General features: G+C 63.9%; 9 protein-coding genes. 4 read left to right on the top strand and 5 right to left on the bottom strand.

Annotation, left to right across the window (positions count from 1 at the left end):
• The first annotated feature begins 67 nt into the window (after positions 1 to 67).
• Positions 68 to 1012, top strand: a complete 945-nt coding sequence (locus tag F455_RS0101700) for a nucleoside hydrolase (protein WP_018971525.1) — start codon at positions 68 to 70, stop codon at positions 1010 to 1012.
• Here the strand turns inward: F455_RS0101700 and F455_RS0101695 are convergent.
• On the bottom strand, positions 964 to 4374 hold the full coding sequence (locus tag F455_RS0101695) for a mechanosensitive ion channel domain-containing protein (RefSeq protein ID WP_018971524.1): 3411 nt from the start codon (positions 4372 to 4374) through the stop codon (positions 964 to 966). The genes F455_RS0101700 and F455_RS0101695 overlap by 49 nt on opposite strands.
• A 261-nt stretch (positions 4375 to 4635) precedes the next feature.
• Between F455_RS0101695 and F455_RS0101690 the strand changes: the two genes are divergently transcribed.
• Positions 4636 to 4881, top strand: coding sequence for a type B 50S ribosomal protein L31 (locus tag F455_RS0101690; protein WP_018971523.1), 246 nt, complete (start codon positions 4636 to 4638; stop codon positions 4879 to 4881).
• Positions 4882 to 4980: 99 nt separating this feature from the next.
• Here the strand turns inward: F455_RS0101690 and F455_RS0101685 are convergent, their stop codons facing one another.
• Positions 4981 to 6738, bottom strand: coding sequence for a sensor histidine kinase (locus tag F455_RS0101685; protein WP_018971522.1), 1758 nt, complete (start codon positions 6736 to 6738; stop codon positions 4981 to 4983).
• 254 nt (positions 6739 to 6992) lie between these two features.
• Positions 6993 to 7661, bottom strand: a complete 669-nt coding sequence (locus F455_RS0101680; protein WP_018971521.1) for a response regulator — start codon at positions 7659 to 7661, stop codon at positions 6993 to 6995.
• Between the two features lie 739 nt (positions 7662 to 8400).
• On the opposite strand from F455_RS0101680, the gene F455_RS0101675 reads away from it, so the two are divergent.
• Together F455_RS0101675 and F455_RS0101670 are read left to right on the top strand one after the other, a co-directional pair.
• Positions 8401 to 11508, top strand: coding sequence for a beta strand repeat-containing protein (locus F455_RS0101675; protein ID WP_157578375.1), 3108 nt, complete (start codon positions 8401 to 8403; stop codon positions 11506 to 11508).
• Positions 11509 to 11747: 239 nt separating this feature from the next.
• The gene (locus F455_RS0101670; RefSeq protein WP_018971519.1) at positions 11748 to 13040 is read left to right on the top strand and encodes a citrate synthase; all 1293 of its coding nucleotides are present in this window, start codon (positions 11748 to 11750) and stop codon (positions 13038 to 13040) included.
• Between the two features lie 91 nt (positions 13041 to 13131).
• Here the strand turns inward: F455_RS0101670 and F455_RS0101665 are convergent, their stop codons facing one another.
• Positions 13132 to 13773, bottom strand: coding sequence for a hypothetical protein (locus F455_RS0101665; protein ID WP_018971518.1), 642 nt, complete (start codon positions 13771 to 13773; stop codon positions 13132 to 13134).
• Positions 13773 to 16283: a penicillin-binding protein 1A gene (locus tag F455_RS0101660; RefSeq protein ID WP_018971517.1), complete on the bottom strand. Its 2511-nt coding sequence runs from the start codon at positions 16281 to 16283 to the stop codon at positions 13773 to 13775. The genes F455_RS0101665 and F455_RS0101660 overlap by 1 nt, the downstream gene beginning before the upstream one ends.
• Between the last annotated feature and the right edge of the window lie 13 nt (positions 16284 to 16296).

Raw genomic sequence — 16296 nt, 5'->3', positions numbered from 1 at the left:
GGCTGGGTGGCGGCGTGCGGAACAGGTGCGTGCGCGGCATTCCGCTAGAATGTGCGAAACACAAGCGATGAAAGGGCGTGAAGTGCAAAAGTATAAAATGCTGATCGATACCGATCCGGGCGTCGACGACGCGATGGCGATCCTGATGGCGCACGATCGCGCCGAGGTGGTCGGCCTGTCAGTGGCGGCCGGCAACGTCGGCATCGAGCACACGGTCGCGAACGCGCTCAAGCTCGTCGAGGTGATCGGTGCGACGACGCCGGTTTACGCCGGCTGCGCGACACCGCTCGTGCATTCCGCCGCAGACGCAGCCGATGTGCACGGCAGCGACGGCTTTGGCGACACCGGCTATACGCCGAGCGCGCGCGAGGCGGAGAGCGAGCATGCCGCGCTCGCGATCCTGCGCGCCTCGCACGAATTCGCGGGCAGTCTCGTCCTCGTCGCGCTCGCGCCGCTGACCAATCTCGCGCTTGCCCTCAAGCTCGATCCGGACCTGCCGCTGCGCGTGGCGCGGCTCGTGGTCATGGGCGGCGCGGTGAGCGGGCGCGGCAACTACGGCACAGTGCCGGCGGAGTTCAATGTCGGCTTCGATCCCGAGGCCGCGCACGTCGTGTTCTCGCAGTGGCCGCGCTTCACCCTGGTCGACTGGGAGGCGACGATGCGCCACGGCCTCGATTTCGAACGCTTCGAGGCGATGCTGGCCAAGGGCGATGCGCGTGCGAAGTTCTACGATTCAATCACGGCGAAGACGCGCGCCTGGTCGCGCGAACGCGGTCGGCCGAAATTGCTCATCGCCGATGCGCTCGCGATGGCGGTCGCGCTGCAGCCCGACATCGTCACGCACGCCGAGGAACATCACGTCGGCGTCGAACTCGACGGGCGGATCACGCGCGGCGCCACCGTGGTCGACTGGCAGGATCGCCTCGGCAAGCGCGCGAACGCGCATATCGTGCTCGATATCGATCAGGCGCGATTCGAAGGCTTGCTCGCCTCTGCCGTCGGCGCCGCCTGAGACGGTGCGCTCGAGCCGGCAGTGTCGAGCGTGTTGCGGAACCACACGTCGCGCGTCGGGTAGGCAATCTCGACGTCGTTGTCGCGGAACACCTCGGCGATACGCATGACCAGTTCGGTGCGCACGAGGTTGCGCTGGCTGATTTCGGCGACGAAGAAGCGCAGCTCGAAATCCTGAGTCGAGTCGCCGAAGCCGGTCATCCAGGCGAGCGGCTGCGGATCGTTGAGCACGAGCGGGTGTTCGGTCGCGACTTGCAGCAACAGTTTTTGTGCGAGGCGCGCGTCGTTGCGATAAGCAACGCCGATCTTGATGACGACGCGCGTGGTCGTGTCGCTCAGCGTCCAGTTGACCAAGCGCTCGGTGATGAACGCCTTGTTCGGCACGATGACTTCCTTGTTGTCCCAATCGAGGATCGTCGTCGCGCGCGTGCGGATGCGCGTGACCGTGCCTTCAATGTTGCCGATCGTGATGATGTCGCCGACCCGGCATGGACGCTCGAACAGCACGATGAGGCCGGAGATGAAGTTGGCGAAGATTTCCTGCAGGCCGAAGCCGAGGCCGACGGTCAGGCCGGCGGCGAGCCACTGCAGGTTCGACCAATGCAGGCCGAGCAGGCCCAGGCCGACGAGCACGCCGACGAGCACGATGAGATAGCGCACGATGCTGACGATGGCGTAGCGCGTCGGCGCATCGATGTTGAGCCGGCGCAGCACGCCGATTTCGAGCAGGCCGGGCAGGTTGCGCGTGGCGATGAAGGTCATCACGAGCAGCAGCGCGGATTCGAGCACCGAACGCAGGGTCACGTTGAACGCGATCTGCTTGCCGTTTTCGTCGACGAAGGTGGACGGCCAGACGCTGATCTTGTCGAGGAAGTTCAGCGCGGGCGCGATGTCCGACCAGATCACGAGCAGGCTCGCCCCGAGCAGCAGCGTGAGCGCGAGGCGCAACACGCGCCGTGTCTGTGCGCCGAGAGCGGCGACATCGGTTTCGTCGGGTTCGACTTCGGGCAAGGCTTCGCCTTCGGTCGGCGGCCCCATCGCCTCTGCTTCGGCGCGCATCCGGTCTTCCGCGCGCTTTAGGGCGAGGCGGCGCTCGCCGAGGATCAGCCAGCGCACCGCGAGGCCGTGGATCACGCTGACGCCGAGGATCGCGACCATCGAGAGCAGCAGGTGTTCGGTGAAAATGATCGCGGTGAAAAAATAGCCGAGCGCGGCGAGCACGGCGAATGCCACGAATGCCGCGGTGAATCCGAGTCGCGCGAACTGGCGCAGACGTATCGGCTCGTCGTCGAGTTTGCCGCCGCGTTGTGCCCAGATTCCGCCGGGACCGAGCAGATGCCAGGTGATCGTGGCGAGTCCGAGCGTGCCGGCGATGAATAGCGCTCGACCCATCGTCGCGTCGATTTCGTCATTGCTGATTTCGCGCAGCCAATTGTGGATGAATGTCGGTACGAGCACGGCAAGCGCGATCCATGGCACCGCGCGGCGCAGCGACACGCGTCGCGCGCGCAGCCAGCGGAAGTGTGCATGCGCCAGGCCGTCGTCGCGGTTGAGCCAATGCAGGAAGGCGAGCACAAACCACGGCACGGCTATTGCGCCGGTGGCCAGGCCGAGCGGACCCTCGAGCGCATCTACATTCGAGGTGTGCAGGAACAGGCGCCCGAGGATCGTCCAGAACAGCGCGACCGGAGCGGAGGCAAGCAAAGTGAGCGCGAGTGCCCAGGTCGTGTAGCGGTAACGGTCGGTGCGGATGCGTCGCATCGGCGCGGCGATGCGCTCGAATTCGGTCGGCACGCGGCGGCGCGCGTACACGGCGGCGAGCAGCATGAGCAGGCCGGCGATCGATAGAGTTACGTTCGAGCGCAAAGTGTCGGCGACGCTTACGATCTGGGTTGTCTCTTTCGGATGGGCGAGACCGCGCAGCGCATGTCCGAGGTCGCCGAACCAGGCCAGGTTGATCGGCGCGTGGCTCGGGATCGCGAGCAGGTTGGAATCGAGCATGCCGTTCAGCGCGGTCGTGCTGGCAATCAGGCCGGCAAGCTGTTGTTCGGCGTCTTCGGTAATCGAGGTCTGGCGTGTTTTCGCCGCGATCAGGCGCGTGTACAGATCGCTGCGCGCAATGAGCAGGCGTTCGAGCCCGTCGTGCAACGGACCGGTGATCGCCGGCGGCTGTCCCGCATGTGCGAGTGCGGCGGCGATCGCGCCGTCCATGTTTTCGAGGTGATCCTGCTGCTCGCGCAGGTCGATCATGGCAAGTTTGCTTTGCGCGAGTTGGTTGCGTGTGTCGGCAAGTTCGCGATTCAGCACGCTCAACGATTTCAGCTTGCGTCGCTCGGCAAGCAGCAGTGCGCCGACTTCCTCGCTGACCCCGCCGAGGTCGAGGCGTGCCTTGGTGTTCTTCACCGCCTGTTCGGTGTCGGCGCGCTCGCTGGAGTAGGTGCTTTGCAGATCGCGCAAGGCGGAGATGCGTTTGATCGTGGCGACGAGGTCCTGGCCGAGCGCAAGATTCTCCGCTGCGGTTTCGCGCAGTACCGGTGCGCTGCCGGCCGCATCGAGCTTATCGCGTTCGGCGGCGAGTTCGGTGACGAGGTCGCTGACTTTGCTCGTGTAGCGATCGATGACCATGTTCTCGAGCCAGTGCACGCGCTGGCCGTGCTCGTCGATGCTGCGGCGGACCGCCGTGCGTTGCGCGAACAGCGCACGGATGCGTGCTTCGTAGGTGCGCTGCTCGGCTTCCAGTTCGGCGATGCGACAACGTTGCAGACGATCGGCAGCCTGCGCGCGCAGGCGCATCGCGGCGGCGAGCGTGCGCGGTGCATCGGACGTCGACAGCGTGTCGGCGGCTTGCTGCGAACGCCCTTCGCTGAGTTCGTCGCGCAGCGCGTCCGGCCGCTGGGTCTGTTTCTGCAAGGTGTCTTCCAGGCTGCGCAGCGAGGCCTGCGCGGCACCGAGTTGGTTGCGCTCGCTTTCGAGCAGGTTGGTGAGCGATGTCGCGTCCTCGTCGTTCGGCAGTTTCGCCCGCCAGTCGGCGAAGCTCTGGCCGATGTCGCTGCCGGACACCGCTGTCGTCGCCTCGACCGGCGCCGCCTTCAGCGCGGCATCGAGAAATCCTTGGCGCCGGGTTACGGCTTCGCTTGCGGCCTGGTCGTCGCTCAATGCGTCACGCAGCAGGTCTTCGGCTTTCTTGCGCTGGTCGGTGTTGAGGTCGCGCGCGCGCGGCAGGGCGGTCAACGCGGCGTTGATCGCATCATCGAGCGCGGCAGGCAGCTGCTGCGCCTGGGTCGGCGCCAGGGGGGCGTTCGAGGTCTGCGCGGGCCGAGCGGTTGGAGCAAACGCGATCGCCGCGAGGATGAAGGCGAACAAGGCCGAGAGCCTGGGCCGACGAGGACGAAAGGAGGAGAGGAGCAGATGTGGCATTCGGCGGGGAGTCGGGGATTCAAATGGCGTGGAAGGCGCCTGGGCAGGGCATTATGCCGACTTCAAACCCAACCGCTGCCGGCTGGCTAACGGCTGCCACGGGCGCTTCGCCGGCGGCATTTGCTCGAAACTTGCGCGAAAAACGAGATTCAGGCTAAAATTCGGCTCTTTTCTCAGTGCGATACCGCATCCGCGGAGCCCAAAACCATGAAAGCTGACATCCATCCCGAATACAAACCCGTGGTCTTCCAGGATGTCTCGTCCAACTTCGCGATCCTCACGCGGTCGACGATGACGAGCAAGGATAAGATCAAGTGGGAAGACGGCCAGGAATACCCGGTCGTCAAGATCGAAATTTCCAGCGCCTCGCACCCGTTCTACACGGGCAAGCACAAGATCGTCGATTCCGGCGGTCGCGTGGACAAGTTCCGCAAGCGCTACGGCGCCAAGTAAGCACGAACCCGCTTCGACGCGCTGTCACGGCGCGTTGCAGCGTGCGTTTCGACGCCCCGGCTGGCCTGTCCGCTCGCGCTTCGATTCCCGGCAACGACCCTAGCCCGCGACGCGCGGCGACGCCGGCTTGGGGACATCCAGGCGGATAAAGGTCACGCCGCCATCGGCGTTGACCGTCAATTGTGCCCCAAGTCGTCGGGCGCGCGTGCGCATGCTGCGTATGCCGGTCCCCGGGGTGCCGCCATTCGCCGGGAGTCCGACCCCGTTGTCGCGCACTTCCATGAGCAGGCGGCGTTCCGCATGGATCAGATCGACTTCGACGCCGGTCGCACCGCTGTGCTTGAGCGCGTTCGACAGCGCTTCCTGCAGGATGCGCAGGACGTCCATGCTCTGCGTTGAGGTCAGGCGCAATCGATCGATTCCCTCGATATGCCAGCGAATCGCAATCCGGCGCGCTTCGAACAGACGTGTCATGCGATGCCGCAGCAATCCGACGAGTTCGCCGAGCGAGTCTTCGCCGTAGGTCTGCGACGAGGCGGTGTCGATGATCAGGCGCAGGTCGTCGCGCAGTTCGCGCAATAGATCGAGTACGGTACGCGTGGGCACAGTCTCGGGCGCTTCCTCGAACGTGGCGATGTTGCCGATGAGGATGCCGCCGAGACCGTCGTGCAGATCGTGGGCGAGGGTGAGGCGTTCGTCCAGACGGGCGTGGACGAGCTCGAGTTCGTGCTGGCGTTCCAGTGTCGTCGCGAGTTCTTCGCGCGCGCGCGCGACCGAGCTGGTCAGCTCGCTGTTGAAACTTTCGATGCGGCGGATATTGGTCGCGAAAGTCCAGGCCAGGGTCAACGCGAAGCCGACCATCGACAAGGTCTCGGCATAAGTGACCAAATAGAGATTGCTCGCGATCAGTCCGAGGAAAACCAGGAAGTCGTGGGCTCTCGCCAGGAGCACGGCCAGCGCGATCAAGGACAGCACGCGTTGCGGGATGTTGCCATTGCGCCGCCAGGCGAGGTGGAGAAACACCGCCGTGGTGACGATGATCATTGCCATGGAGAACAGCGAAAGCGCATCGCGCATTTCGCCCAGGCGGGCATGCGGGGTCAGCAGCATCCCCGCTATGACGAGCGCGGTGAGCAGCCACATCGCCGTTTCGGTTCGCGCCCAGTGGCGTCCCATGATGCGCAGCATGAACATCGCACTGCAGGCATCGTAGATGAGATAGGAAGCGGTGATCGCCGCCGAATACGCGTCGGTGGTGGCGAACGGCCACGCGCTGACGGATATGAAGTTGTAGGAGAACACGAACCATGCTGCTTGTTGCGCGGCATACCAGCCGAAAGCCGTTTCGCGTCGACGGATCAGCCACAGGGCAAGGAAGAAGGTCCCCAGGGTCGTGCCGATGCCGAGATTGAGCCACTGCAGGTCGACGCGCAGCCAATGGGTCCGTTTCCACACGGCCAACATTGCCGCCGGCGAACCTATCGTCACATTGCCCAATGCCGGCTGGTGATCAGCAAACCCGCTGACTCGAATCAGGACTTCGTTCTCGCCTGCATGCAGCATCGATGCTGGCAACAACAGATAGCGCGGCGTGTTCCACATGCGCGAGAGTGGTTCGACGAGATTGGCGTCGCGCTGAAGCTCGTTGCCGTTGATACTGATCGTGCCGGCGAGATTGAGGTAATCGACGAATAGCCCGGTGTCTTCAGGCGGTCCCTCGATATTCCAGTTCAGTCGATACCAGACGACGCCGTCGAATTGCGGCCAGCGGCGACGCCAATCGTCGGGCAGATCGACGCCGACCCATCCTTCGCGCGGCGGGGTCGTGATGTTCCAGTCGCCGCGGACGGCGTGCACATTGCCTGGCCACTGCCGTATCGGGGCCTGCGCTTGAGTTGTCGGCGGACAAAAAAAACAAATCGCCAGCCACAGGCAGCAGCGCAATGAAATGCGAACTATCGAGCCCACTGCGCGGTCCCCTTCCGGCGCAAAGTCGTCAGCATATTATGCGCTCTTTGCATGCGAGCAGGCGCTAGAACACCCTAGTGCCACCGTCGCATCTCGCGGGAAAGGTCGCGCCTGCTTTCCGGGGTTCGGAAAATGCTTTGGGGTTAACGCAAAATCCCGCTGCCGCGGCCGGCGCGAACGGCGGCGGTGCGCGTATGTACCGCGAACTTCGCGTAGATGCTTTTCACGTGGGTGGCCACTGTCCAGCGCGAGAGATTGGTGTGCTCGGCGATTTCGAGGTTGCTGAGGCCTTGGGCGACGAGCTCGAGTATTTGTACTTCGCGTTTCGACAGCGTCTCTTGACTCGAGGAGACGTCTGCTTCGTCTTGTGCCGAACGCACGGAGGCCGTGGCGCCGAGGATGCGGCGTGCAATGAACGGGTCGATCGGCATGCCGCCCTTCAGCGCGGTGCGCAGGAGCATGGCGATTTCATCATCGTCGCGTTCCTTGAGCAGGTATCCCGTCGCTCCGGCACGCAGCGCATCGAGTATCGTGTCCTCGGTGCTCCACGCGGAAATTACCAGGATCGGCATCTCCGACCGCGCGCGCAGCCATTGGATCAATTCGATGCCGCTGCCGTCGGGGAGTCCCAGATCGACCAGGGCCATGGTGAACAGCCGACCCGTGGCAGCTGCCTTGGCCTGCGCGATACTCTCCACGCAGAACAGGGTCGCATCCTCTCCGCATAGGGTTTTCAGGATGCGACACAGCCGCGCCAATAGCGCAGGCTCGTCATCGACGAGCAAAAGCGATACCAGCTCATAATCCCCCATGCTAACAGGTTGCCACAGCGGGCTAGTGCGCGCAATCGCTCATTCTGGGGGGCAAAAAACAAGAGGCACTTCACGAGATCGCTCATTTGAGTGATGTGCGTCTCTTATTTCCGGGCGTATAAGAACTCCCCAACAGGCTCAGGGGGGCGGAGCGTCATGCCCGCCTGTTGTGCATCGAAGTTTGCCGCGCAACAGGCTGCCGAGGTTCCGCAATCACATCGCGCCAATTCGGGGCGCGTCTCCTGGGCGGAGACCATTGCCGAAATCACAGGGGAAAGTCATGTTCAAACGCACAAGTCGATCCAGCCGCAATCTGGGTGGGGCCAAAGGCAGTTGGGAGTTTGCAATCGAATCGGAAGGAGGGCGGGCTAGGCATCTCGCGGTCGAATCGATATCTGGCAGATCGCGTTTTTCGCACTTAGCAAGCGTCTTCAAAGCGGCGCTCGCCGGGACCGCGCTCGCGCTGATCGCCCCGAGTGCGGCGCTGGCGGATTCTTCCAATACGGCCCCCGTCTACGCCACGAATGTCCAATGTATCGGCTCTACCAACCCCGCTGGCGCGCTCGGCTCGTGTACTGCCAACGATCTCAGCATCGCGCTGGTCAACAACGGCTCGGTGACTTGCATCGCTGGCGTTGATCCGGTCGCGACGCTCCAGCTGAATGCGCAGTTGCAGTCCAGTTCGAATGTCCGCCACAACGTGGGCATTTACATTGCCTTAGATGGCAAGGATCCGACGGTGCCGTTTACGAACGCCAGCGGTCCGGGTTCCGCCAGCTGCGATGCTTTCAGCACTCCGATTACCTCGCCGTTCTCGGTGGATGCGGGGAATACCTGCGGCAACGTGACTTCAACGCAGGGTACGTATGCCCTGCCGCATACCGTGGACGTGCCATGCACCCCGGGCAGTTCGGGCAGCGTGACGCTCAATGCCGTCGCTGTTTGGGCCCAGAACACGGCGACATGTACTACCGCATCACAGCTCGTGCTCGGCGCTCCATCGAAGTGCAAGTCCGGTGCATTTGTCATTCCGGTGTTCGGCAGCCTCATCGTCAAGAAGGTGGCGTCGGGCGGTGGCGCCACGTCATTCCCCTTTACTGGAAGCCCGAGCCCGGCCAACTTCTCGCTCGCGGACGCCGGCCAGCAGGTGATTCAAACTGCTACCACACTCTCCACGACGGCCCAAGTCCTTTCCGCGCAGGAAACTCTGGGATCCCTTCCGGCCGGATGGACGCTGGGCTCGATCAGCTGCGTCGACATCAACGGCGCGGACGCCAGCAGCTTCGTCACCGTCAATCAGGCGACCGGACAAGTGTCGGCGTCGTTGACCGGCACCCATCCGAGCGCGACCTGCACCTATACCAACGTGCAGTCGGCGACGCTGACCTTGGTGAAGACGATGTCCAACACGCATGGCGGTACGGCGACGGCGGCGAACTTCACGCCGAGCATCGACGGCACCGCGACGGCGTGGGGCACGGCGGTGGTGGTGGCTGCAGGTTCGCATACGGCGAGCGAAACGGGGCTCGCGGGGTATACGGCCGGATCTTGGGGCGGTGCCTGTGCGGCAAACGGCTCGGTAACGCTGACCCCGGGCCAGAATGCGACCTGTACGATCACCAACAGCGATCAGGCGCCGACTCTGACCCTGGTGAAGACGGTGTCGAACACGCACGGCGGTACAGCGACGTCGGCGAACTTCACGCCGAGCATCGACGGCACGGCGACGAGCTGGGGCACGGCGGTGGCGGTGAATGCCGGTGCGCACACGGCGAGTGAGACGACCCTGACGGGTTACGCGGCCGGTTCGTGGGGCGGAGCCTGTGCAGCAAACGGCGCGGTGACGCTCTCGTTGGGCCAGAACGCGACCTGCACGATCACGAACAGCGACCAGCCGACGACGCTGACCCTGGTAAAGACGGTGTCGAACACGCACGGCGGCACGGCGACGTCGGCGAACTTCACGCCGAGCATCGACGGTACGGCGGCGACTTGGGGCACGGCAGTTGCGGTCAATGCCGGTGCGCATACGGCCACCGAGACCAGCCTGACGGGTTATACGGCGGGTTCATGGGGCGGAGACTGCGCGGCGGGCGGCACGGTAACGCTGACGCCGGGTCAGAATGCGACTTGCACGATCACCAACAGCGACCAGCAAACAACGCTGACGCTGGTGAAGACGGTGTCGAATACGCACGGCGGCACGGCGACATCGGCGAACTTCACGCCGAGCGTCGACGGCACGGCGACGACGTGGAACACGGCGGTGCCGGTCACTGCCGGTGCGCATACCGCAACGGAGACGAGCTTGGCCGGCTATACGGCTGGGTCGTGGGGCGGTGCCTGTGCGGCGAACGGCACGGTGACCTTGGTCCAGGGTCAGAACGCGACCTGCACGATCACCAACAGCGACCAGTCGGCGACATTGACGCTGGTGAAGACGGTGTCGAATACACACGGCGGCACGGCGACATCGGCGAACTTCACGCCGAGCATCGATGGCACGGCGACGAGCTGGGGCACGGCAGTGACGTTGGGTGCGGGCGCGCACACAGCAACTGAGACCAGTCTGGCGGGCTACACGGCGGGTTCATGGGGTGGAGACTGTGCGGCGAACGGCACGGTGACGCTGACCCCGGGGCAGAATGCGACCTGCACGATCACCAATAGCGACCAAGTGGCGACGCTTACGCTGGTCAAGACGGTGTCGAACACGCATGGCGGTACGGCCACGTCGGCGAGCTTCACGCCGAGCGTCGACGGCACGGCGGCGACTTGGGGCACGGCGGTGGGAGTTAGCGCCGGTCTGCATACGGCGAGCGAGACGAGCTTGGCCGGCTACACGGCCGGATCGTGGGGCGGTGCCTGTGCGGCGGATGGCACAGTCACGCTGACGGCGGGCCAGAATGCAACGTGCACGATCACCAATAGCGACGTAGCGCCGACGCTGACGCTGGTGAAGACGGTATCGAACACGCACGGCGGCACGGCTACGGCATCGAGCTTCACACCGAGCATCGACGGTACGGCAACGACCTGGGGCACGGCGGTGTCGCTGGGCGCCGGTTCGCATACGGCTACCGAGACGGCTCTCGCGGGTTACACGGCGGGTTCGTGGGGCGGAGCCTGTGCGGCGAATGGCACGGTCACGCTAACAGTGGGCCAGAACGCAACCTGCACGATCACGAACAGCGACCAGGCCGCGACGCTGACACTCGTAAAGACGGTGTCGAACACGCATGGCGGTACGGCCACGTCGGCGAGCTTCACGCCGAGTGTCGACGGTACGGCGACGAGCTGGGGCACGGCGGTAACATTGGGTGCAGGCGCACACACGGCGAGCGAGACGAGCTTGACTGGCTATACGGCGAGTTCGTGGGGAGGGGACTGTGCGGCGAACGGTGCGGTCACGCTGACGGTGGGCCAGAACGCGATCTGCACGATCACCAACAGCGACCAGCCGACGACGCTGACGCTGGTGAAGACGGTGTCGAATACACACGGCGGCACGGCGACCACGTCGAGCTTCACCCCGAGCATCGACGGCACGGCGACGACCTGGGTGACGGCGGTAGCGGTGAATGCGGGAACGCACACGGTCAGCGAGACGACTTTGAGCACCTACACGGCCGGAGCTTGGGGCGGCGACTGTGCGGCCGGTGGAACGGTGACTCTGGTGCAGGGTCAGAACGCGACTTGCTCGATCACGAACAGCGACCAGGCTCCGCCTCCACCGCCGCCGCAGAATGCGACCCCAGCGCCGCTGTCGAAGTTGGCATTGTTGCTGTTCGCAGGATTGGGGCTGCTGCTGACCGGTGTCTACTTCCAACGCCGTGCCAGACGATGAATGCGGTGTGCAAGGCGGTAAGTAATCGGAATTAAATTTAGGAAATTCAGGCGCATAGACGCCAGATGTGACCGGTTCATCGCGGCGGGGCAAGGGGCCCCGCCGTTTTTTTTGCCCTTTTTATGCTGTTTCGCAGCATACGGCGGCATGCGATAATTCAATCGGCCGTTCGACGTTGCCAATACGCCGATCTCGCCTGATGCACCGTCCCCGCTTCCCCCTTTTTCAGGAGCCCGTCCGTGTCCGACAAGAGCGTAGTACTGACCGATTCCGCGTCCGCGAAATCCACGACGTTGCCGGTCGTCTCCGGCAGCCTCGGCGATCCGGCGCTCGATATCGCCAAGTTGAACAAGGACACCGGTTATTACACGTTCGATCCCGGTTTCACCAATACGGTGTCAACGCGCAGCGCCATCACCTTCATCGATGGTGACAAGGGCGTGTTGCTCTACCGCGGCTACCCGATCGAACAGCTTGCCAAGCAGTCGAGCTTCCTCGAAGTCGCCTATCTCCTCCTCAACGGCGAGTTGCCGACGGCCACCGAGTTCGGCGCATTCGACGACGAAGTGACGCATCACACAATGATGCACGAGTCGCTGCGTCATTACCTGAGCGGTTTCCGCTACGACGCGCACCCGATGGCGATGCTGTGCGGCTCGGTCGCGACGCTGTCGGCGTTCTATCACGATACGCTCGACATCAATGATCCCGAGCAGCGTCGCCTCGCCGCGATCCGACTGATTGCAAAGATGCCGACGCTGGCCGCCGCGGCCTACCGCTTCTCGATCGACTGGCCGTTGCGCTACCCGCGCAACAACCTCGAATATGTCACCCGTTTCCTGCACATGATGTTCGAAGTGCCAAGCGAGCCGCTGCAGCTCTCGCCGGTCGCGGCGAAGGCGCTTGATCTGCTGTTCATCCTGCACGCCGACCATGAGCAGAACGCGTCGACCTCGACTGTGCGCCTGGTCGGCTCGACCGGCGCGAACCCGTATGCCTGCGTCGCCGCCGGCATCGCCGCGCTGTGGGGGCCCGCGCATGGCGGCGCGAACGAGGCCGTGCTCAAGATGCTCGGCGAGATCGGCACTGCCGACAAGGTGTCCAAGGCGGTCGACAAGGCGAAGGACAAGAACTCCGGCTTCCGCCTCATGGGCTTCGGCCATCGCGTTTACAAGAACTTCGATCCGCGCGCGACGATCATCCGCGAAATGTGCCACAAAGTGCTCGCCGATCTCGGCGTCAACGATCCGCTGCTCGATGTGGCAATGAAGCTCGAGGAAGTCGCGCTCAAGGATCCGTACTTCGTCGAGCGCAAGCTCTACCCGAATGTCGATTTCTACTCCGGCATCATCTACAAGGCGCTGAAAATCCCGACTGAGATGTTCACCGTGATGTTCGCAATCGCGCGTACCGCGGGCTGGGTCGCGCACTGGCTCGAGCAGCATACCGATAAGGACACCAAGATCGGCCGTCCGCGCCAGATCTACACCGGTCCGACCAACCGCGACTACGTGCCGCTCGACAAGCGCTGATGCTTGTACTCGTGTCCGGCGCTCTTTTCGCGCCGGACACGCACTAGGTCAACCTTGCTGGCGATATCACGCGACGTGGTTCGCTGCCGGCCTACGAGAGCAGAGACTCCACCGCCTGAAGCGCCGCGCGCTGCATTGACTGGCCATTGCGATTTAGCGGCGCTTGACGCAAGCCGTCGTAGCCGAAAATTGTGGTGTCAACCACGATTTTGTCCGCAACGAAACGGACGGCCGGGAATTCCGCTTCGTGATCACGATCCAGGCGAAATCGGTGGGTGTCGATTTCATGGGCGATGCCATGTTCGTCGAGCAGGCGTACTGGCGCGTCGGGGTCGTCGCTGAATAGGTGCAGGCAGATTGCGGAGTGCGCGTCCGCGGTGCCGTCGAGCACCGCGCCGACAAGGCGCGGCTCGAATGGCGCGAAGAAGCGCATCGCTTCGATCGCAGCCTCGCGCAGCACGCGCAACCGCCGCGGCTGGTCCTCGGAGTGGAACAGGCGCTGGTATTCGCGCAACGCGTCTTCAATGTCGGCATTTTTTGGCAGCGCGGATTCCGCATCGACGCCCAGAAGTGTTGCGGCCTTGCGCTTGGCCAGCGCGTAATCGCGGATACCGGATTCGCTGATCAAGCGTGCTGCTTCGAACGCGATGCGCGCGCGAACTGAGTCTAGGTGGCGCGATGCGTGCGAATCCTGCCCGCGCTGCGCGCGTCGATCGGCATGACGCTGGCTCATCAGAAAATTCCGTAGGCTTCTTGCTGTACCTTTTTCTCCGCCTCGGTCGGCTGGTTCGGGCTGTTGGCGATGCGAGTGAGGTCCTCGGTGCGGAAGACCTCGGAGATCGTGTGCTCGGTGCCCGGCGAGGCGAGGAACCCGGTTTCGGGATCGATCTGCGCCGTGCTGATCCCCGCGGGTGTGTTGAAAGGCTTCTCGGGCACGCCGTCGAGGGCGACGCGCATGAAGTCGATCCAGATCGGCAGTGCGGTCTGCGCGCCGAATTCGATATGCCCCATCGAGCCGAAGTCGTCGAAGCCCATCCAGGCCGTTGCGACGAGGTCGGCGTTGTAGCCGACGAACCAGCCGTCGCGATGGTCGTTGGTCGAGCCGGTCTTGCCGAACAGGTCGTTGCGCTTGAGTACCATCGCGCCAGAGCCGGTTCCGCGGCGGACCACATCGCGCAGCAGAGAGCCGATCAAATAGGCAGTGCGTGCGTCGAGCGCGCGCGGGGCAAGCTTAGTCACAGGCCCAGTTGTGGTCGTCGCTTGCGCGCTCGCGATCGGCGAGAGGACATCCTTCGTCACCCCATTGTTGTCGACCACGGTGCGCGTCGTCGACGGTGCACCCGCGCGGCCATCATCGCCGGCGCGCTCGGGGCACTGCGCACACACCTGCACGGGCTGCGCCTTGTAAACCTCCTTGCCGTCGCGGTCGTAGATCGCGTCGACGAAGTACGGATCGACGAGGTAACCGCCGTTTGCGATTACGGTGTACGCGCGCGCCATGTTCATCGGCGACACCGAGGCGGTGCCGAGCGCCATCGACAGGTTCGGCGGTACCTGTTCGAGGCTCAAGCCGAAACGGGTGACGAACTCGCGTGCATAGCGCACGCCGATCGCGTCGAGCAGACGCACCGAGACGAGGTTCTTCGATTGCACCATCGCCTCACGCAGACGCATGGGGCCGGCGAATGCATCGTCGTCGTTCTTGGGCGTCCATTGTCCGTTTGGTTTGGACGGATCGGGGAACACTACCGGCGCGTCGTTGACCACCGAGGCTGGGGTGAAACCATGCTCGAACGCCGCGGCATAGAACAGCGGCTTGAAGCTCGAACCGGGGTTGCGTTGCGATTGCACTACGCGATTGAATTTGCTGCGCGCGAACGAAAAGCCGCCGACTTCCGCGCGCACCGCGCCGTCCTCGGGATCGAGCGCAACGAGCGCGCCTTGCACCGCAGGAATCTGTGCGAGCTGCCAGCGGCCTTCCTTCTTCGGATCGCTTGTTTTAGCGACACGCACGATGTCGCCCGGCTTGAGCGCAGCGTCGACCCGCTTCGGCGCGGGCCCGCGGCTGGTTTCGTCCTGATAACGGCGCGCCCAGGCGATGTCTTCGAGGCTGAGCACGATGGCCTGGCCGTCGTTGAGGCGCAGATGCGCTTCCTTCTCCGTGCTCCCGGTGACGATTGCGGGAACAAGGCCGAATGTCGTGCGGAACGCATCGAGCTTGCGCTCGAGATCGGCGTCGGTCGTGTTGCTTGCCAGCTCGACATGTGCCTCGGGACCGCGCCAGCCGTGACGTCGGTCGTACGCGATCAGGCCTGCGCGCACGGCGTCGTTCGCTGCAGCCTGATCGCGCGAATCGATCGTGGTGCGGATCGTGTAGGCGTCGGTCAGTGCGTTGTTGCCGAGGCGCTGAATTGCTTCCTGGCGCACGAGTTCGGCGACGTAGGGCGCCTCGACTTCGATCGGCGGCTCATGCGCGAACGCGCGCTCGGGTTCGGCGTCGGCCTGCTTGAATTGGGTGTCCGAAATGTAGCCGTTCTCCAGCATGCGCTGCAGCACATAGCGGCGGCGCTCGAGTGCGCGCGCGCGGTTGTTGAGCGGGTTCCCGGTCGAGGGAAATTTCGGCAGCGAGGCGAGCATTGCGCACTCGGCCAGGTCGAGCTGGTCGAGTGTCTTGCCATAGTAGAACTCGGCCGCGGCGGCGACACCGTAGGCGCGGTTGCCGAGGAAGATCTTGTTGAGATACAGCTCGAGGATCTGATCTTTGCTCAGCGTGTTCTCGATCTTGAACGAGAGGAAGATCTCCGTCGCCTTGCGCGACAGGCTTACCTCGGAGCTCAGGAAGAAATCGCGTGCAACCTGCTGAGTGATCGTGCTGCCGCCGGGTACGTGCAGCGTGCGCTTGGAGATCATCAGGCCGAACGCGCGCAGGATGCCTTGATAATCCACGCCGGGGTGGCTGTAGAAGTTTGCATCTTCGGCAGCGAGGAATGCGTTCCTCACCTGCTGCGGCACGTCCTCGATCTTGACTGGGATGCGGCGCGTTTCGCCATAGGTGGCGATAAGCTTGTTGTCTGCGCTGTAGATGCGCAGTGGTACCTGCAAGGTGATGTCGCGCAGCGACTCAACTGAAGGCAGGCGCGGCACGATGAGCCAGTAGACGACCCCGATGCCGATGGCTCCAAGCGCGATGCAAACAACCCCGAGGATCAGCGTGTAGCGAAGCAGGCGACGAAAAAAACGCATGGAATCTTGCCGG

Source organism: Rudaea cellulosilytica DSM 22992 (assembly GCF_000378125.1).
Classification (GTDB): Bacteria; Pseudomonadota; Gammaproteobacteria; order Xanthomonadales; family Rhodanobacteraceae; genus Rudaea; species Rudaea cellulosilytica.
This window is presented reverse-complemented; position numbering and strand designations above follow the sequence as displayed.